This window comes from Persicitalea jodogahamensis, assembly GCF_014651615.1.
Taxonomy (GTDB): domain Bacteria; phylum Bacteroidota; class Bacteroidia; order Cytophagales; family Spirosomataceae; genus Persicitalea; species Persicitalea jodogahamensis.
Window position 1 is genome coordinate 1182688 of sequence record NZ_BMXF01000001.1, and the last position, 19364, is coordinate 1202051.

General features: G+C 54.2%; 12 protein-coding genes. All 12 read right to left on the bottom strand.

The features are described 5' to 3' along the window. Positions 1–98 precede the first annotated feature (98 nt). Entirely contained in the window at positions 99–617 is a 519-nt protein-coding gene (locus tag IE117_RS04880; RefSeq protein ID WP_189563195.1) for a phage tail protein, read from the bottom strand. A 13-nt stretch (positions 618–630) separates the two neighbouring features. Continuing rightward, on the bottom strand, positions 631–1305 hold the full coding sequence (locus tag IE117_RS04885) for a hypothetical protein (protein WP_189563196.1): 675 nt from the start codon (positions 1303–1305) through the stop codon (positions 631–633). A gap of 89 nt (positions 1306–1394) precedes the next feature. Beyond that, a complete protein-coding gene (locus IE117_RS04890) occupies positions 1395–2153 on the bottom strand; it encodes a hypothetical protein (RefSeq protein ID WP_189563197.1) in 759 nt (252 codons plus the stop codon). Positions 2154–2200: 47 nt separating this feature from the next. Beyond that, positions 2201–3037 (bottom strand): Ca2+-dependent phosphoinositide-specific phospholipase C, encoded by an 837-nt coding sequence (locus IE117_RS04895; protein ID WP_189563198.1) that lies wholly within the window; start codon positions 3035–3037, stop codon positions 2201–2203. Between the two features lie 348 nt (positions 3038–3385). Further along, entirely contained in the window at positions 3386–5314 is a 1929-nt protein-coding gene (locus IE117_RS04900) for a choice-of-anchor Q domain-containing protein (protein ID WP_189563199.1), read from the bottom strand. A gap of 53 nt (positions 5315–5367) precedes the next feature. Next, on the bottom strand, positions 5368–5508 hold the full coding sequence (locus tag IE117_RS04905; protein ID WP_189563200.1) for a hypothetical protein: 141 nt from the start codon (positions 5506–5508) through the stop codon (positions 5368–5370). Between the two features lie 270 nt (positions 5509–5778). Beyond that, a complete protein-coding gene (locus IE117_RS04910) occupies positions 5779–8571 on the bottom strand; it encodes an ATP-binding protein (protein ID WP_189563201.1) in 2793 nt (930 codons plus the stop codon). Positions 8572–8906: 335 nt separating this feature from the next. Then, a complete protein-coding gene (locus tag IE117_RS04915) occupies positions 8907–9938 on the bottom strand; it encodes a T9SS type A sorting domain-containing protein (protein ID WP_189563202.1) in 1032 nt (343 codons plus the stop codon). 100 nt (positions 9939–10038) lie between these two features. Continuing rightward, positions 10039–10179 (bottom strand): hypothetical protein, encoded by a 141-nt coding sequence (locus IE117_RS04920; protein ID WP_189563203.1) that lies wholly within the window; start codon positions 10177–10179, stop codon positions 10039–10041. A gap of 271 nt (positions 10180–10450) precedes the next feature. Beyond that, a complete protein-coding gene (locus IE117_RS04925) occupies positions 10451–13246 on the bottom strand; it encodes an ATP-binding protein (protein WP_189563204.1) in 2796 nt (931 codons plus the stop codon). A 329-nt stretch (positions 13247–13575) separates the two neighbouring features. Next, positions 13576–13743, bottom strand: a complete 168-nt coding sequence (locus tag IE117_RS04930) for a hypothetical protein (RefSeq protein WP_189563205.1) — start codon at positions 13741–13743, stop codon at positions 13576–13578. A 185-nt stretch (positions 13744–13928) separates the two neighbouring features. Beyond that, on the bottom strand, positions 13929–19289 hold the full coding sequence (locus IE117_RS04935; protein ID WP_189563206.1) for a choice-of-anchor Q domain-containing protein: 5361 nt from the start codon (positions 19287–19289) through the stop codon (positions 13929–13931). Positions 19290–19364: the final 75 nt, after the last annotated feature.

Here is a 19364-nt window from a genome sequence, read left to right on the forward strand (position 1 = left end):
GATTTGGTTTTTTTAATGATGTGCTGATGATTTGGGATTAGTGGTGTAAGAAAACTACGGCGAAGACGACACGTGCAATCCTCGCCGTAGCGCGTGCTCTAATCGCGGGGCGGAAAAATCCCGTACAGCGAAATGCAGTAGTTCATAGCCAGGTAGGGTTGCATATTATTGATGGGAATATTGCCGCCGCTCGTTCCGATACACCTGCTGCTCATCTGCGTGTTGGGGCCGGCACTGGTATATTCCAGGTCATTGAATCCTGCGTTGGCGAGGACGTTACCCGACGGGTCTGAACTATTGCCCGATTCGGTACTGGCCATGAGCGAATGGGTGTGTGAAGGTAGGTTGGCTGCCGTCATGGTCACCGATTCGGTGCCACCCGTTTGGCCCTTTAAGTGAACCGACAGTCCGGGCCCCTGGCCCACGCCCAGCGGCACACGCCCCCGCAGGTCGGGTAAGGCGAAGGTTGTTTGACCATTGCCACCGTAGGTGGTGCCTATCAGGGAAAAGAGAGCCGAGTTTTGAGAAATAGAAAGCAACTGCCCGTCGCACTTGGCCCAGCCCTGGGGCGCAAAATCGAAGCCAAAGAGCATGATCGTTCCAATGAAAGTTTCCATTTTTTGTAAAGGTTTAAGGTTGAGGTTTATTAAAAAGATAGATGAGCTTAATGGCCAGTGAGCTGAAATAATTGGTTTTGAAATAACTATTGTCTGCCGCATCCAGCGCGGTCAGGGGCTGGCCGTTGACCGGGATAATCTGCCCGGCGTAGTCGAACAGGAAGCTACGTGGCTGGCGGATCGAGAGCTTCTCGAAAGTGAGCGAGAGCATCAGATCCCGGTTGAGCCGGTAACCCAGACCCAGGCCGCCGTCGACCCGCTGGTTGAAGACTCCGCCGCCCATTGCGTCATGGAAGGTGGCCAGGTTGACCGTCGCCACCAGGTACAGTCCGTAGGGCACGAAGTACACCGGCCCGTACACGTGTCCGCGCTCGTCGTATTTGCGGAAGTAGCTCCCGCCAAGTTCACCCTTGGAGAGTGGAATGGCGAGCGCGGTACTCATCAGAAAAGCGGATCGCCGGGCGGGGTCGAGGTACATTTTGTTATCGATCGGCGAAATGCCCGCTTCGTACAAGCGGCCAAACACGTAACTACCCCCCAGACTAACCCCCAGGTTGAAACCCTTGTTGATCCGGAACGACAGGCTGTCGGCAGCGGGAGCAGGCAGGGTTTTTACACCGTAGTTTTGGGCGTGGACCGCCGGAATGCTCATCACCAGGGCGATGGCGATTGGACAAAAGAGTTTCATACGTGATGGGGATTGAGGAGCGGCACGCGTTTGAGAAAATCGGCGGCAGTGACAGACTGCCGCCGGTGCTTTACTTAGCTTTTACCAACTTATAGGGAGGGGGCCGCACCCATGAGTTTGCCGATAATACTGTCTTTGGCAAATGTCTGATGAGCCCGCACTACAATGATCCCAATAGTATAGTACCCCTGGTTATCGTTGAAGCCGTTGCCCTGTCCGTCGAACGCCAGAATATGTGCGTTGCCGCTTTTCCCGGCCACTGCGCTCATTTGCCCTCCGCTGCCGCTATACGGAAAAAATGCGTTGGAGTTTTTAACGTTATCGCTGAAATATTCGGGTTTGCGACCGTTTTTCTTTGCCCCGTCTTTCAAACGATTGTCATCCGATGCGTAAAGTACCCCGCTTGAATCGGGCATACAGACGATGACGCCGCCTTCCCCCTTGGCGTAGTCGCCGGAGTTGGGGTCTTTGCCGTACGAGTCACGCGCCTTGCTGCCCTTGCCTTCCGGCGCCTCGAAAGCACTGCCCAGCGCAGAAAGGCTCTCGTTCCATCCTTTCACAAAGGGAGCGGCGGCTCCTTCGGTAGCGAACATCAGCACATCGCCCGCAACGGCGTTAGCAATGCCAATGACCCCCTTGACGAGATTCATCTTGGAACTGCTGAAATAGGCCGTCCCGGTGGCGTCGTAGATGATTACTTCGTCGCCCACGAGAACGTTTTCGATCGTCAGCCCGTCGGGATCGTTGCTCGATATGCCTGCAAAAATCTTGTAGGCATCGGCCTTGACCTCTTTGTTGCCACTGGCATCGCTAGAAAAATTGACATCTAATTTGATTGAATTAGCCATTGTTTCTTTTGGTTAAAGGGTTGAGGAAAAAATTGAAGGATAAAATGCTAGTTACTTTCAAAAGGAGAGTAGGGAGCGTGCGTAGACACGGACGCCCAGGTACTGCCGGAGACTTTGTTGGTAGCCAGATTATTGGCCCCCAACTTCCGCGCGCTCTGCCAGTCGTTGCCATTGTCCACATCGTACACCCGAATCAAAATTTTGTCACTACGTAGTTTGTCGATTTCGCCGGAGGAACCTTTCCCCTCCTTTATGTTATAGACCACCCGCGAGTTGGGAACCATAAGCTGGCTGGCATCGGTGGCATCCGAGAAGCAGAAGCGGGTGGCGGGACTCATTTCGGAGTAGAGCTTTTTCCAGTCCTCATTTCCACTCAGGCAGAAAATGAACTTGTTCGTCATGGCACTGAGGGTCGGCCACCCCTGTGCCTTGACCAGTTCCGAAAGGTTGTTGCCGTTGATGCCACTAAAAAGGTCACCAGGTGTCAGAATCAGGTCCCGCCCCATGAAATTGGTGAGGTACCGATCGATTTCCTCAGGAAAGGTGCTTGCGTCCCCACCCGAACTCTTTATATCGAGCGATACCCCGATAACATCGTGGCCAGGGTTATGCTCGTGCCAGACGCGCAGTTGGCTCAGGTAGTAGTCGAGGGTTTTGCCGCCGTTGGTCAGGTGGTTCACCGTGAACCAGTCCGGGGAGTTTGGCTCGTCGGGTTTCGAGTGTCGCCAGATGTCGAGTTCTACGGCCCGGCACCCGCAGTTGTAATAAGCGTCGGGTGTATCATAAAACTGTAACTGCTGATCCAGGCTCTCCTTACGGTCGTAGGAGTTGTGTGATGATTTGAAAGCAGCCTCGTTGTAGTGAAGTTGTTGGTAGTTTTCCATAGAGGGATTAGGAGGTAGTTTGTAAACAAAACTGACTTGAATATCTTGGCTACAAATTTCGGGACATGTATCCTTTTGCTCTTGCACTATTGTGTCAATCACTATCACTAATGTTGCAGAATCGGTAGTTTTGACTTGCACTATTGTGTCAGACTTGCACTATTGTTGCAAACGACCCCTCTCACAAGCTGGAAACGAAATTTTGGATAAATTGCAGTGTAATTATGAATATTTATGGATTGAATCATTGGAGGGCGATATTTTCCTGATGCAAAGAGAGCACATGGTAGCAAAAAAGCCCCGGCTGATGAGGCCGGGGCTGAGGGGAATTGTAATGAAACGTGATAGTTACTCCTTTTTAACTTTGACCACGCCTTGACGATTCATTGCATCGGTGACTCGGATCAGGTACATTCCCGTGGGCAAAGTACCCAGCCGGAACCCGACTTCATTCAGCCCTTCCACCAGATTCTCGCTGCGGCTCTGCCGGGTGCGGCCCGTCAGGTCGAGTACCTCGAAAGTACCCATGCCCGCCGTTGGAGCCAGTACTTCCAGGGTCACGACGTCCTGCACCGGGTTGGGGTAGGCTTGCAGCGAGAGTTGGAGGGGAACGTTGGTTTCTTCCGCGCCGATGCGCGCATTACCCGTGCCACAACCGCCGAGCGTGGCACCGAGTTTGAGGTAGCGCTCGGCGATCTTTTCGCTGACGCACTGCGTGACGCCGTAGTAGCAGATGGTCACGTTCTGGTTTTTGTTGCCGCAACGTGCATCCTGCACGGTGACACTGCCACTCGCAGTACCCACACAGCCATTGGCGTCGGTAACGGACACCAGCGTGTAGGTGGTAGGCTGCGCCGGGGCCACCGGAATATTGTCGCCGCTCTGGTAGTTGCTGACCGTGTAGTTGGAACTGCCGTCGGAGTAGACGATTGTGTAGGGAGCCGTTCCGTCGCTGATGCTTACCCTTAGGCCGTCGCTTTCGCTGGGGGTGAGTAACGGATTGCCGCTTAGGGTAGCTACGATGACCGGCAGGGCGCTCTGAAACTCATAAGCCCCCATATCGATGGTGCGCACCGTGCGCGGGTTGTTGGCCAGGTCGGTGGCCGGGCCTTCGTAGGCCGCATCGCTGCCCGCATCGATGGCGGGTGAACATACTCGTAACATAGTGCTAGTTAAGGAAACGAACGGATTGACGGTAGCAGTCATGTTGTTGGAGCCCGTATAGTCCGCCTCATCGGCCTCGATCAGGCAATAGTTGGCAATCGCATTGGCGGTAGTTCCCCCTTTATGGAGTGCTATACTGCCGCCATTGTCCCAGAACACGCAGTTGGTCAGGATAGCTATCGGGCCACTTCCTGCTTTGTAGATAGCATTACCTGGAAAACCTGACCGATTTCCCTGAAAAGAACAATTGATCAAGGTGACAGTAGCCTCTCCGCCGCCGCCACCCTGGTCGATTGAAATTGCTCCCCCCCGCCAGCCTGCCCGATTGCTCTGAAAAGCGCAGTTTATGAACTTAGGTTTGGTAGTAGTGCCATATCCGCCGGAAACATAGATTGCGGCGCCATATCCATATGAACCAAACACGCCCGTCGAGTTATTACGAAAGGTGCAGTTCACAAACTGCGGACTGCTGTTGGCATCTACGAAGGAGGCGGCTCCGTTATTGCCGGCGTAATTGTCCCGGAAGAGGCAGTGGGCTATGTAGGGGCTGCATGGGGTGTCGGCGCTAGGGCTTTGTAACCAGATCGTCCCCCCCCGCGTGAAACTTGTCGGCGTGTTGATACCGGTGAGGGTGAAGCCGTCCAGAAGAGCCGACGAAGACAATGCCCCATTGTTGACGAATATAAAGTAGCTGTTATTCTCAAGCGTGCCGTCGTTGTCGATGTCGCCGCTCAGGATAGTGTTGTTTGTCTCGGGGTCGATATTGCGGTCGGTCAGGTTCATCTGCCCGCTGGTGAAGCCGCCGTAGATGGCCACGCCCTCTTTCAGGGCCATAGTGGCCCCGCGGTCGGTGGTGCTGGTGGTGGGCTTGTAGATGCCCTGGGCCACCCAGATCTGGTCGCCGGACTGGGCGGCGGCTAGGGCCGTCGGCAGGTACTTGTGGGCCGTGGCCCAGCTCAGGCCGTCGCCACTATCGTCGGAACGGGCGGCATCTACATAGAGGGTAATGGCCAGGGCCGGCGTCATGAGAAACGACAGCAAAAGCAGCAGCACTGCGGCGCGCGCACGCGGCATCAGATTGTTTGACCTGAAATAGGGTAAACGATTTTTCATGATGTGAATGAGTTTTAGAATGGGTGAAAAAAGGCTTGGGAAAACCCCGGCTTCTAGCGCCACAGGTCATCAGTGATGTCGTCCCAGGAAATGTCGAACCGGTCGCCGGTGATGTCCAGGTGATCGAACTGGTTGGAATTGAAAAGGCCAATGACGCTGATGAAGGCCGAAAGTGAGAGCAGTAAAAGTTTCATAAAGTGAGGTGTTTGGTTGAAAAAATACAGGCGGACGAGGTCGCCGCCCTTTCGGTGGAAAATGGTCACCCACAAAACTACCCCACGACATTTTCTTCGACTATCACCATTGTGTCAATCTCATGTACTATTGTTGCAAAACCAGAAAATCTGACGTGTACCATTGTTGCAGATTTGTACTATTGTTGCAACCAACCCCTCCCAGTGGCTGGAAACAGGGTTGGCCACCCGGTAATTACCAGGTGGCAGATTGGCGGTAGAAAAGATTCTTCAGGGGTTGGTGGACAGGGCCCAGTCCGAAGGCGGAACGCCCATCTGCTCGCTAAAAGACTTGGAGAAATAGGACGGGCTGTCGAAACCGACCTGGTAGGCTATCTCCGCAACGGACGCCCCTGGCTGCTTCAAGAGCTCGGCGGCGCGGTAGAGGCGGATGCTGCGGATAAATTCCGTGGTACTTTGGCCCGTGAGCGCTTTCAGCTTTCGGTGCAGGTTGGAGCGGCTGGTGTTCATCGCCTCGCACAGCTCGTCGATGCCGAAACTGCTCTCGCCGCTCCGCTCCCGTACGGTCTTGATGGCCTTTTTCAGGAATTGATCATCGAGCGAGTCAGGGGACGGCTCTTTTCTTTCCTGCACAGCCTCGCTCATTTGCCGGCTATATTTCTGCCGCAGCAGTTCGCGCTGCTTGAGCAGGTTCTGCACCCGCAGTTCCAGCTCGGCGCGGTTGAAGGGCTTGGTCAGGTAGTCGTCGGCCCCGAGTTCCAGGCCCGTCAGGCGGTCGGCGAGCGTGGCCTTGGCCGTGAGCATCACCACCGGAATGTGGCTGGTGCGGGAGTCGGATTTGAGTTTTTCGCAAAAGCCAAAACCGTCGAGCCGGGGCATCATCAGGTCACAGACGGCCAGGTCGGGAATTTCCTCGAAAGCGCGGTCGAGACCGTCCTGCCCGTCGGTTGCCTCCACAATTCGATAACTACCTTCAAAAATGCTGCGCATGTAGGTCCGCAGGTCGGGGTTGTCCTCAACCAGCAATACCAGCGGGGCGTCGCTTTTAGCAGTTTTAGCTCCATTGAGTTCTGTTGCAAGGTTTGCGATAGTGGCTTCCACTTCGGCCGGCATTGCCACCTCACGCGGGGCGGGCGTTGCGTCGGTCAGGTAGTCGGCCCAGGTATCGCAGTCGATGGGCAACCGTACGGTAAAGGTACTTCCCCGCCCCGGTTCGCTCTCCGCCCTGATCTGCCCTTTCAGGACTTTGACGAGTTCATTCACCAGCGACAGCCCGATGCCCGCTCCCTCGGTGTTGTTTTGGCCCGTACTTTCCACGCGGTAGAAGCGGTCGAAGATGTGGGGCAGCCGTGCCGCCTCGATGCCAACGCCGTAGTCCTGCACTGTCAGGATCAGGTCGTTGTGGTCGTAGGTTACCTCCACTGCCACCCGGCCGTGTTCGGGCGTGAACTTGAAGGCGTTGGACAGCAGGTTGGTCACGATTTTTTCCAGCTTATCGGCATCGAAGCAAGCCTCATGAGTAGCTGTGCTTTGCTGGTGATTAAAGATGATGTTGCGGCTCTGGGCAAGCGATTCAAAGGAAGAAAACAGCTGCCGCAGGAAAGAGGGCAGGTCGGCCTGCACGATGGCCGGGCGCAGGTGTCCGGCTTCCAGCCGCGAAAGGTCGAGGAGCTGGTCGATGAGCGCCTTGAGCCGTCGCACGTTGCGCTGCATGGCGGGAATCAGGGGGTTGTCGGGCAGCTGTTGGCGGAAATCTTCCAGGGGCCCCACCAGCATGGTGAGCGGGGTGCGGAACTCGTGGGAGATATTGGCGAAGAAGTTGGTTTTCAGGGTGTCCAGCTCTTTGAGTTGGGTAGCCTGGGTTTCTTTCAGGACCAGTTCCTGGCGGGCGGTTTCGCGTTGGTGGCGGTAATCGAGAATGATTTTGCCCAGGAACAAGCCGAAAACGAAAATCTCGCTGTAAAACAGCAGATAAGCGACGGCATACACCCAGGGGGCGTCAGTGCCTCCCACCGAACTCAACACCAGGAAAAAGTAGCTGCCTATGCCCAGGAGGAAAGGGGCGGAATAGTACCAGTTGACCGTGAGCTTCCTGGCTACTGCGTAGAGATACAACCCAAAGACAAACACCTGAGCGAATAGAACGAGGTACTGGCTCGCCAGCATCCATTGCCAGCGGTAGTCGGCTATAATAAGAACGCTGAGGATGACAACGGCGGCCAGGATGGTGTCGAGGGTGCGGCGCAGAAGGACGGGCAGCCGATCGTAGGGAAACAAGGCCCTCACCACCACCACATACCCCAGGGGTGTAAGATGATAAGACAAAAAGTTAATGATGGTAGCCGCCTCGGGATTGGTTGTGAAGACGTCGCCCAAATCACTGCGAATACCCCAGAAACCCAACGAACGAACTACCAGCAGGAAGCAGTAGGCGCGGAAAGCATTTTCCTTCACCGCAAAAATGGCCAGCAGTACCACAAAGAACAGGCGGAGGATCACCAGGCCGTTGGCAAAGCCGGCCGAGCGTGCATCGTTCAGTTCTTCCTTACGAAGAGAGTGGGCGTCATGAATAACTACGTCCGAGCGATGTCCCCGCTGGCTCTTCACCCGCAGGTATATGGTTTTTTGCTGACCGGCCGCCAGCCCAAGTTCGAAGTACGAGATTTCGCCATCATACGCTCGGTCGCTTTCGGGTACGAGCGTCCCCCCCCGCAAAACCTGGTAAGTGCCGTCAGAGCGAGGTATATAACATTCAACCAGTTCAACAATAGAGTTTCCCCACTCTATGTACCATTTGCCACGCTCCGGCGCATCGTTCCGCAGCGTGCAGCGGTACCAGTAGGCATCTTCCGAAAACGGTAACCGGAAACTACGCTTTTCAACGGGTCTGAAATCCTTATTCCGAACTTCGGTCAGCGGCATAGCCGCAGTCGTATCCACGTACTGGGCAATTTCCTCAGAAATGACTAAGGGTGTGTTTGTCCGCGAGCCAAACGTGATAGTTTGCCCATTGAGATTAAGCGCAAAGAGTAGCGAGACAAACAGCAAACAATATTTTCTCATGAATTAGGCGATCGTAATCAGGCTTTTGTCATTCGTATGTTGTTAGAGTAGTAAATTTCAAGAGGGGGTGGGAGCCGGCCTGACTTTGCGGGCTTTAGTAAAATGGGTATATAAAACTAAGAACAAATGTAACAAAATAGAACTTTCACCTAAATCCTACGCACAAATCAGGCCAATTTTCCAAGCTGAGGCAGGTATAATGAAAAAGCCGCCGACTGAAATTCAGTCGGCGGTTTGGCAAGACGCTTACTTTTTTGGGAGGGTAACCCCTTGTCGTTTACAAAATCGTGAGTCGATTCGGGATAAGCTGAGTGGATTGAATGCTACGGATAAGGTTACTCCTTGCTCACTTTCACGACGCCCTGACGGTTGAGCGCGTCTACGGCCCGGATCAGGTACATTCCCGTGGGCAAAGTACCCAGCCGGAACCCGACTTCATTCAGCCCTTCCACCAGATTCTCGCTGCGGCTCTGCCGGGTGCGTCCCGTCAGGTCAAGTACCTCGAAGGTGGCTGGGCCCGCACTGGGGGCAAGTACTTCCAAAGTCATGGCATCCTGCACGGGGTTTGGGAACGCTTTCAGCGCGAGTTGCAAGGGTAGTTTGTCGGATTCCGCCACACCGATGCGGGCACGGCCTGTGCCGCAGCCGCCGAGCGTAGCACCGAGCTTAAGGTAACGTTGGGCGATTTTCTCCGAGACGCACTGGGTGACGCCGTAGTAGCAGATTAGCATGTTCTGGTTCTTGTTGCCGCAGCGCACGTCCTGTTCTTCCTCCCCGACGCCAAAAGTAAGTTCTACCCGATTTGCGTCACCGATGTGATTGGTTCCGGTCAATACGATGTCTCCGGTCAACGTGAATCCTGCACCGGGATCGATGCCGTTGATGATGTAGTTTTGCTGAGTGCCCACTGCAGGCTGAAAGTTGCCGAGCGGAATACCGTTGATCGATACGTTATTAAACTGTAGCGTAGCACTGGCCCCCATCAGGTTAGAGACATTTAACTGCATTGCGTTGTAGCTTCCAGCGGGAACAAGTTCGTCATCAGAAAGGCAATTGCTACCACTCCCACCTTCGAGAAAGACGCAAGCCCTCAAGGTTGCATTATTAGGTGTGTAGGTAATGTTCACCGGGATGGTACCTGGGACGTTGTCGTAAGGAAAAACGAAGCTCCCGCTACGGTTTTCCTCAATATCCAAGTTATTTTTGCCGGTGTAGATTTCCCCGTTGCCTTCAGGTTGGAAATCCCGGAAGCGAGCGCCGTACCTATCACCGGTGAATGAAACAGTGCCGGGGGAGGCAGTTTGGGCATAAAGCTGGGAACTTAGTCCCATCCATGTTAGAAAGAGGATTGAGCAGATTTTTTTCATGAAGATGGTAGTTGATTGAGTTGAAAAGAAATATTAAATAGAGAAAAACCTGCTTTTTCTTCCACAAGCTGCGGCTGCAAAATGGTTTCGGATGAAACGGCTAAGTCCACAAGTCACTGGTAATATCATCCCAGGAAATATCGAACTTGTCGCTGGTGATATCCAGATGATCGTACTTACTGGAATTGAAAAGGCCAATGACGCTGACAAAGGCCGAGAGTGAGAGCAGTAAAAGTTTCATAAGGTGAAGTGTTTGGTTGAAAAAATACGGGCGGGCAAGGCCGCCGCTCTTTCGGTGAGAAATCGTTACCCACAAAACTACCCAGCGGCTCACGCTTCGGCTTTCACCATTGTTGCAATCACTAGCACTATTATTGCAAAATGAAAATAAACGGCATGTACTATTGTTGCAGACTTGCACTATTGTTGCAACGAACTACCCTCAGAGGCTGGAAATGGGATTAGCCGCCCGGTAACTACCGGGCGGCTGTTCAAAGCAGAAATGGTGGTTCTTAGGCGCTGTCCGCCATCGCCCATTCGGAAGGTGTTACGCCCATTTGCTCACTGAAAGTCCGGGAAAAGTACGCGGGATTCTCGAAACCCACTGCGTAGCATATCTCCGAGATGGAGGCCCCCGGCTGCTTCAGGAGCTCGGCGGCGCGGTAGAGGCGGATGCTGCGGATAAATTCCGTGGTACTTTGTCCCGTGAGCGCTTTCAGCTTTCGGTGCAGGTTGGAGCGGCTCGTGTTCAAGGCCTCGCAAAGCTCGTCGATGCCAAAACTGCTCTCGCTGCTCCGCTCCCGCACGATTAAGATGGCTTTTTTCAGAAACTTCTCATCGAGCGTTTGGGTAGCAGATGCCCGGCCGCCACTGGCTGCGGGTTCGGCCATTTGCTGGCTGTATTTCTGCCGCAGTAGTTCGCGCTGTTTGAGCAGGTTCTGCACCCGTAGTTCCAGTTCGGCGCGGTTGAAGGGTTTGATCAGGTAGTCGTCGGCCCCGAGTTCCAGCCCCGCCAGGCGGTCGGCGAGCGAGGCCTTGGCCGTGAGCATCACCACCGGAATGTGGCTGGTGCGGGGATCGGATTTGAGTTTTTCGCAAAAGCCATAACCATCGAGTCGGGGCATCATCACATCGCAGATCACCAGGTCGGGGATTTCCTCGAAAGCGCGGTCGAGACCGTCCTGCCCGTCGGTCGCTACCATGACCCGGTAGTTTTCCTGGAAAATATCCTGCATATAAGCCCGAAGGTCGGGATTGTCCTCCACTAACAGGACCAGCGGAGCGTCGCTATCGGGGGCTTTCGGTTTTTTTGGGAGGGGGGCGGCATTCCGGGTTCCGGTCTCCTGGATAGTGGCTTCTGCCTCGGCCGGCAACGCTGAAAGATCCAGCTCGGGCGCTGCGTCAGTCAGGTAGTCGGCCCAGGTACCACGGTCGATGGGCAGCCGTACGGTAAAGGTACTTCCCCGCCCCGGTTCGCTCTCCGCCCTGATCTGCCCTTTCAGAACTTTGACAAGTTCATTCACCAGCGACAGCCCGATGCCCGCTCCCTCGGTGTTGTTTTGGCCCGTACTTTCCACGCGGTAGAAGCGGTCGAAGATGTGGGGCAGCCGTACCGCCTCGATGCCAACGCCGTAGTCCTGCACTTTCAGACTTAGTTCGTTATCAGCGTATTCTACCTGAACATTTACCCGCCCCCCATCGGGCGTGAACTTGAAGGCGTTGGACAGCAGGTTGGTCACGATTTTTTCCAGCTTGTCGGCATCGAAACAAGCTTCCCGGCTGGTGACGTTTTGCTGGTAGTTGAATATCATCTTTCGACTGTGGGCCAGCGATTCAAAAGAGGCGAACAACTGCCGCAGGAATGTGGGCAGGTCGGCCTGCACGATGGCCGGGCGCAGGTGTCCGGCTTCCAGCCGCGAAAGGTCGAGGAGTTGGTCGATGAGCACCTTGAGCCGCCGTACGTTGCGCTGCATGGCGGGAATCAGAGGGTTGTCGGGCAGCTGTTGGCGGAAATCTTCCAGGGGCCCCACCAGCATGGTGAGCGGGGTGCGGAACTCGTGGGAGATATTGGCGAAAAAGTTGGTTTTCAGGGTGTCCAGCTCTTTGAGTTTGGTCGCCTCGGTTTCCTTCCAGACCAGTTTCTGCTGCGAATCTTCTTGTTGCCTCCGGTAGTCAAGAATGATTTTGCCCAGGAACAGCCCGAAAATAAAGATCTCGCCCATAAACAGTAAATAGGCGATTGCGAAGACCCATTCGGCGTCGATAATATTGACGTCTCCCAGCACCATGAAGCAGTAACTACCCAACCCCAGCAGAAACGGTACGGAATAATACCAGTTGACAGACCATCGCTTGGCCACGGCGTAGCCATAAAGACCTAGGATGAAAAATTGGGAGAAAAGTACGACGTACTGGCTGGTGAGCAACCAGTACCAGCGATAGTCGAACATAATGATGACTCCGAGCCCCAGTACCGTAATCGCGATGCCGTTCAGCACGAAGCGTGCCAGTCTGGGCAGCCGGTCGGGGGGGAGCAGGGCGTAGACTACCACTACGTAGCCTATCGGAATGAAGTGATAGGACAGATAGTCGATGAGCGTACCCGTCGGCTGATCATCGGTGAAGACTCCGCCCATCCCGCCGAGTAATCCCCAAAAACCCAGCGAACGAACTACCAGCAGGAAACAGTAGGCAAGGAAAGCTTTTTCCCGGACCGCAAAAATGGCCAGCAGCAGCACAAAGAATAGGCGCAGGAACACCATCCCGCTGGTGAAACTAAATGAAGAAACGAGTGCGACCTTCGAGGCAAGCAGTGAAGCATCATCGTGAATGTTGACCGTCATCCGGTAGCCATGCTGACTCCTGATCCGCAAGTAAACCGTTTGTTCTTTCCCCTGTGGTAAGTCAATGGCGAAGTAGGGCGACCTGGTGCCGGCCCGCTTCACGCTGCGTGGCAGTGAGGAAAAGCCGCTCCCGCTGCTGTCGGGCAGGTAGCATTCTGCTATTTCCACGGTAGGGTTGTCCCATTCCAGGTACCATCTGTCGCGGTTGGGATCATTGTTGCGCAGCGTGAAGCGAAACCAGAAAGTAGCGTCTGAATAAGGAAGTGGAAAATAGTGGCGGCCCACAAGCGTGAATTCCTTATCCTGTACCTCGGCGAGCGACAGCGCCTTCGTGGTATCCACGAACTGTGACAAATCCGGAGAAATTACGAGCGGGGTGCTGGTTTGGACATCCAGCGTAACGACTTGTCCGCTGGTGTAAAGCGACAACAGAAAGGGGACAAGCAACAGACATAATCTTTTCATGGAGCGGGCTGTCTCAATCAGGCTTTTTTCATTCTTCGAATTTTGACGTGATAATTTAGAAGGGAGAATGCGGTTTTAAACTATTTTTCAGGGTAGTTCTACAAAATTGCGAATAAATCTGATAGAAGGAATCCTGTAAAAGTAAAAGACTCGCAGAATTCGCGCCAACATTTGAGTGTAGTAGATCTTCCCACAAAAAAACCACCGGCTGAATTTCAGTCGGTGGTTCTGCAACATATCGGGGATTTGCGTAAACAAATCCCCCGCCCATTCATAAGATTGAGTAAATCAAAAAATGCTTTTGAGAATAATCATAAGGTTGAGATTTTTTAAAAATGGTACTTTGACAAATCCTGCCGTTTGGTGAAAAAAGCTGCTTTGAGGGTAAGCGTACTTCCGGCTCGATCAATCGTCAGAAAATGCCAAAGTACCTCCACTACGAAGTGTGTGTATAGTGGTACAAAAGCAAAATCACGGTGAGGTCCGAAGGCCTTCATAACTGACAATGCAATAGTAGAGGGTCCGGGCGGAAACGGCTTTCACTATTGTTCCAATCACTATCACTAATGTTGCAGAATCGAGAATTTGGGCTTGCACTATTGTGTCAGACTTGCACTATTGTTGCAGCCAACCCCTCTCACGTACTCCCAGGGCCGATTTATCATTTTTGTCTACCACTCGCTTAATTTTTGATAATCCGTACCGCCGCCGGACGATTTTTCGCGTCAACTACCTTAATCAGGTAGATGCCCGAGCTCAAATGACCCAGGTTTAACTCAATTTTATTTGTGCCTTCCACAAGATTTTCGTGATATGTGCGCCGCTTCAAGCCCGTCACATCGATAAGCTCGAAGGTAGCTATGCCCGCATTGGGTGAAAGTACCTCCAGAGTCGTGGCGTCGTGCACGGGATTGGGGAGGGCTTTCAGCGAAAGTTGCAGCGGAGCATCGGTAGTTTCCGGCACGCCAATGCGGGTGTTGGTGCCGCTGCCACAGGCCCCGAGGGTGGCACCCAGCTTGAGGTAGCGGTCGGCTATTTTGTCCGAAACGCACTGGGTGACGCCGTAGTAGCAGATTGTTACGTTCTGGTTTTTGTTGCCGCACCGCACGTCGTTGACAGTTACCGTTACCTCCTGCGGATTGGATGTGCAACCATTGGCATCGGTGACCGTAACGGTGTAGGTAGTGGTGGCCTCGGGACAGACATTGATCACTGGTCCCGTCAGGCTCGCGGGCGGTGTGGCGTTGGAAGTCCAGTTGTAGATGTAGGGACCCGTGCCGCCCGAGGCGTTGGCTGACAACTCAGTGCAGTTGGAACCGGAGCCCAGCACAATGGATTTGTTGCCGCTAGTCGTCAGGGCAATGGTAGGGCAGGACTCAATCGTCAGGCTGAGTGGCTGAGATTCGGGGCTGGTGCAGCCGTCGACGGTACAGGTCGCAGAGAGCATGTAGCTGCCAGGCTGGCTGAAAGTATACTGGTTGCCGTTGGAAGTTCCCGTTCCTCCCGTGGGTGTCCAGGCGACGGTGCCGCTGCAACCGCTCGCGGTGACGACGATGGGCTGGTTGGTGGTCGTATTGCCCGGATTGGCCGAAAGCGACGGAGCAGGCACGGCCGTGGGCTGGGTGATGCTGATCGATCCGCTGGTGGCGGTGCAGTTGGTAGCGTCAGTGACGCCGACGGTATAAGTACCCGCGCTCAGGCCGGTGAAGTTGCCGGTGGTGTTCTGCACGTTACCGGGATTGAGCGTGAAGTTTAAAGTGCCTGTGCCGCCCGTAGCGGTGAGAACGATAGATCCGTCGCTGCTGTTGAAGCAACTTAGGTCAGTCACCGTGGGCTGATCCAGGGCGAGGATACAGCTGCCGATGCTTACGTTAAGCACCTGCGAAGCCGGACTTGTGCAGCCGTCGAGCGTACAGGTGGCCGAGATTGAGTAGCTGCCAGCATTAGTGAAAGTGTAGGTGCTGTTGCCATTGTCTACGCCTCCGCTGGTGTTCCAGCTGATTGTACCGCTGCATCCTGCCGCCCAAACGATGATCGGGGAATTGGTGGTAGTTGTGCCCGGATCGGCAGACAGGGTCGGTGCATTGGGCACGGGGTTGACGGTGACGGTGGTACTTCTGCTTTCTGTATTAAGGGTAGCCGTACAGCCGTTGGCATCAGTGACCGAAACCAGTGTATAATTTGTGGTGGTGGCCGGGCTTACGGTGAAGCTCGTTCCGCTCACATAGCTGCTGAGGGTCTGGTTACTGCTACCGTCAGTATATACCACCGTGTAGGGAGCGGTGCCACCTGTCAGACTAACATTCAAGCCCGTGTTAGCTCCGTTGCATATGGCGGTTGTGCCATTGAAAGTAGCCGAAATAGTCGGGCAGGGGCTGATAACCGGATTAAGCGTATTTGAAAAATTACTGATGCATCCATTGATCGTGCATTTGGCCCCTATCGTGTAGCTGCCGGGCTGACTGATCGTGTACTGATTGCCATCCGCTACGCCAGTTCCGCCTGATGCCATCCAACTGATGGTTCCACCTTCGCACCCACTGGCCGTGATGATGATGGGTTGGTTGGTGGTCGTGTTGCCAGGGTTGGCCGAGATCGTCGGGGCGTCGGGTCGGGGAGTGATGGTGACGTTGGCACTACCGCTGGCCATGCCGCTGCAGTTGGCATTGCTGACGGCTGTGACGGTGTAAGTGCCCGCCGCTGGGCTGGTGATGTAGTAAAAATTGTTGGTGATATTATTGACGGTGGTACTGTTCGCACCATCGGAATAGGTGATCGAGTAGGGAGCGCCGCCCGTCAGGGTGATGATGACACTGGGGGCGGTAGCTCCGGTGCAGGCCGTGCCGCCGCCGCTTACGGTGGCTGTCGGACCGGGCGTTACGGTAACGTTGACGCTGCTGGATAGGGTGGAGGCTGTGCAGCCGTTGGCATCGGAGATCGATACCAGGGAATAGGTAGTGGTCTGGATAGGACTGACCTGAATGGCACTATTGCTCACATAGTCTGTCAGGGTAGTTTGTGCATCGCCATTGGTGGCGTACACCAGCGTATAAGGGCCTGTGCCGCCCGTGATATTCACCGAGAGACTGGCACTGCCGACGCCACAAATGCTACCACCGCCCCCAAGTGTAGCTGTGATAACTGGCAAGGTACCCTGATACTCGTAGGCTCCTATATCGATCGTCCTGATTTTACGCGCGTTGCCTGCCAGATCGGTAGTTGTATTGTTCGCGGCGTCTTTGCCCGCATCGATAGCCGGTGAGCAGGCGCGCAACTCGGTGCTGTTGGCTGATACGAAGGGGCTTTCTGTAACAAGGATATTGTTGCCTCCGTCCCCGAAAGTCTGAAATGCTGAAGCATCCAGGACGCAATAAGAGAAGGTAGAATATCTAAAAATAAATGAATCGTTGCCCGGACCACTATTCCATAGAATGCAGTTGACAAATTCAGAATTGATGGTCGTCTGATTGTTCCGAATAGTGGCTGAGTTGATTGTGGCCGAGTTTCCCTGAAATGTGCAGTTGACATACCGGGGCGTGCTGAGGTCATTGCCCAGGGCCCCTCCAAATGCGGCGGTGTTGTTTAGGAACAAACAGTTGATCAGCTCTACATTACTATTATCGCCGTTGTACACACCCCCACCGACGTCAGCGTCATTCAGCAGGAATGAGCAGTTGACGATTGAGAAAATACTGTTGGTGTTATAAACCGCTCCCCCATCATAGGTGGTGACATTTTCCTGAAAGTCGCAACCGTTGATTTGGGGTGCACTATTATTATTAGCAATCGCCCCGCCACGGAAAGTAGCTGCGTTTTGTCGGAATGTGCAATTGATTATCTGAGGTGTGCTGCCGTCCCAGTTGTAGATGGCTCCACCTATTGACGCTGCATTTTCGCGGAAAGCGCAATTGATGATTTGGGGACTGCTATTGGAATTAAATATACCACCACCGGCCCCATTCACCAGAGTACCATCGGCATTTCCCTGCCTGATGGTGAAGCCATCCAGGAGCGCTGCGCTTGTAAGGCCGTTGTCGTTGTTAAATACCACATGCAGACTATTGCCGGCAGGAAGATTGTCATTGTTGATATCCCCACTTAGCACCGTGCCATTTGTAGCCGGATTGGTGTTGCGGTCGGAGAGATTAGTCTGCCCGCTGGTGAAACCGCCATAAATTTTTACATTTTCCTTCATAACGAAAGACGCGCCGCGGTCGGTAGTGCTGGTGGTGGGCTTGTAGATGCCCTGGGCCACCCAGATCTGGTCGCCGGACTGGGCAGCGGCCAGTGCGGTCTGCAGGTACTTGTGGGCCGTGGCCCAGCTTAGGCCGTCGCCGCTGTCGTCGGGCCGGGAGGCGTTTACATAGCGGGTTTGTGGGCCGGTCTGAATCGTAATGGTGGCACTTCCACCGGGCGGGGTACCTGTAAGCGTTGCCGCACAACCGCTGGCATCGGTAACTGAGACTAGCCGGTAGGTCGTCGTAGCATTAGGGCCGACGGGGATAGTTGCCCCGCTGGTATAGCCAGATACGGGAGTATTGCTACCGCCGTTGGGCACATACGTCACCGTGTAAGGAGCCGCTCCACCGCCGAGGGCGACGGATAGGTTGGCCGCACCGCCCGCCGAAATGGTGGCCGTGCCACCGAGGGTAGCGGAGTAGGGTAGGGCTGCCCCAAACTCGTAAGCTCCCAGGTCGATGGTGTTGAGTTTACGGACATTGCCCGCCAGGTCGGTGCAGGTGGAGTTGGCCGCATTGTTGCCCGCGTCGATGGCGGGTGAGCCCGTGCGTAGTTCGGTGCCGGTGGTGGAAACAAAAGGGTTGACGGAGGTAGTCTGGTTGCTCCCCCCGTCAAGATAGCCCGTTACCGAAGATTCAAAGAGACTGTATGAAGCAGTAGCAGTGCCACCAACCAGATTGCGGATCGTGTTGCTTCCGCCATTGTCAAAGAACACACAGTTGATCAGTGGCACGCTCCTCGAGCCCGCTATACTGTAATTGACAAGTGTGCCATTGTTAGAAGAAGAGCTATTGCCCTGGAACGAGCAGTTGGTAAAGGTAGGACTGCTGACACCACTTTGTCCACCAAAGTTGAAAACGGCAGCTCCAAAACCGGTGGAAGTATTGCCCTGAAATGAGCAATTGATAAAGACCGGATCACTGGTTCCATTGGCCGCGTTGACTATATTGTAGACAGCCCCACCAAACGTGTTGGTGCTAGTAGTAGCATTCCCGCTAAACCGACAGTTGGTCAGGACCGGGCTGCTGTTGCCTCCCATATTCGAACTGGCGTCGTTATACATAGCACCGCCACCGGAAGCAGATGTGTTCGTGATGAAAGCACAGTTGGTTAGAGTGGGACTGCTGGTGCCTGTCCTGGCATTGTTGTACATACCACCACCAAAGCTGGCCGAGTTATTCTGAAATGTACAATTGACCAGTGTCGGGCTGCAGGCATTTCCAGTGGTAGATATGTTATACATGCCCCCGCCAGTTTGGGCTGAATTGCCGATAAACCTGCAATTGGCAATCTTTGGACTGCTGTTTTCATTGTACATTCCCCCCCCATAGGCCGCGTTGCTGTTTCCGTGCGTGATCGTAAAGCCATCTAGGATCGCCGCCTTCGTCAGGGTAAAGGCATTATAGACGACATTACGACTGTTGCCCGTCGGCAGGCCGTCGTTGTTGATATCTCCGCTCAATGTGGTGTTATTCGTCGTAGGATCAGGGTTGCGGTCGTTTCGGTTGGCCTGCCCGCTGGTGAAGCCTCCGTAGATAGCCACACCTTCCTTCATCGAAAACGAAGCCGCAGTTTGGGCAGGATTAGTGGTGGGCTTGTAAGTACCCTGGGCTACCCATATCTCATCGCCCGCCTGGGCAACAGAAATAGCCAGATTCAGGTCTTTGAAAGCCGTGGCCCAGCTGAGTCCATCACCATTGTTGTTGGGCTGGGCATCATTGACATAGCGGATCGTCGCATAGGAGGGTGAAGCCAGTAGCAGCAAGCTGAGTGCAAACAGTTTGGCCTTCAGGCAAGCGTGCATTTTTCGGCTTGGTAATAGTAGATCATTTTTCATGCAAGATTAAGTTTTCGGTGGGTCGGAGACAAACAAAATGAA

Bases quoted from the DNA above. Each gene is read 5' to 3' on its own strand.
- IE117_RS04880 (WP_189563195.1), bottom strand. From the start codon at position 617: ATGGAAACTTTCATTGGAACGATCATGCTCTTTGGCTTCGATTTTGCG.
- IE117_RS04885 (WP_189563196.1), bottom strand. From the start codon at position 1,305: ATGAAACTCTTTTGTCCAATCGCCATCGCCCTGGTGATGAGCATTCCG.
- IE117_RS04890 (WP_189563197.1), bottom strand. From the start codon at position 2,153: ATGGCTAATTCAATCAAATTAGATGTCAATTTTTCTAGCGATGCCAGT.
- IE117_RS04895 (WP_189563198.1), bottom strand. From the start codon at position 3,037: ATGGAAAACTACCAACAACTTCACTACAACGAGGCTGCTTTCAAATCA.
- IE117_RS04900 (WP_189563199.1), bottom strand. From the start codon at position 5,314: ATGAAAAATCGTTTACCCTATTTCAGGTCAAACAATCTGATGCCGCGT.
- IE117_RS04905 (WP_189563200.1), bottom strand. From the start codon at position 5,508: ATGAAACTTTTACTGCTCTCACTTTCGGCCTTCATCAGCGTCATTGGC.
- IE117_RS04910 (WP_189563201.1), bottom strand. From the start codon at position 8,571: ATGAGAAAATATTGTTTGCTGTTTGTCTCGCTACTCTTTGCGCTTAAT.
- IE117_RS04915 (WP_189563202.1), bottom strand. From the start codon at position 9,938: ATGAAAAAAATCTGCTCAATCCTCTTTCTAACATGGATGGGACTAAGT.
- IE117_RS04920 (WP_189563203.1), bottom strand. From the start codon at position 10,179: ATGAAACTTTTACTGCTCTCACTCTCGGCCTTTGTCAGCGTCATTGGC.
- IE117_RS04925 (WP_189563204.1), bottom strand. From the start codon at position 13,246: ATGAAAAGATTATGTCTGTTGCTTGTCCCCTTTCTGTTGTCGCTTTAC.
- IE117_RS04930 (WP_189563205.1), bottom strand. From the start codon at position 13,743: ATGAAGGCCTTCGGACCTCACCGTGATTTTGCTTTTGTACCACTATAC.
- IE117_RS04935 (WP_189563206.1), bottom strand. From the start codon at position 19,289: ATGCACGCTTGCCTGAAGGCCAAACTGTTTGCACTCAGCTTGCTGCTA.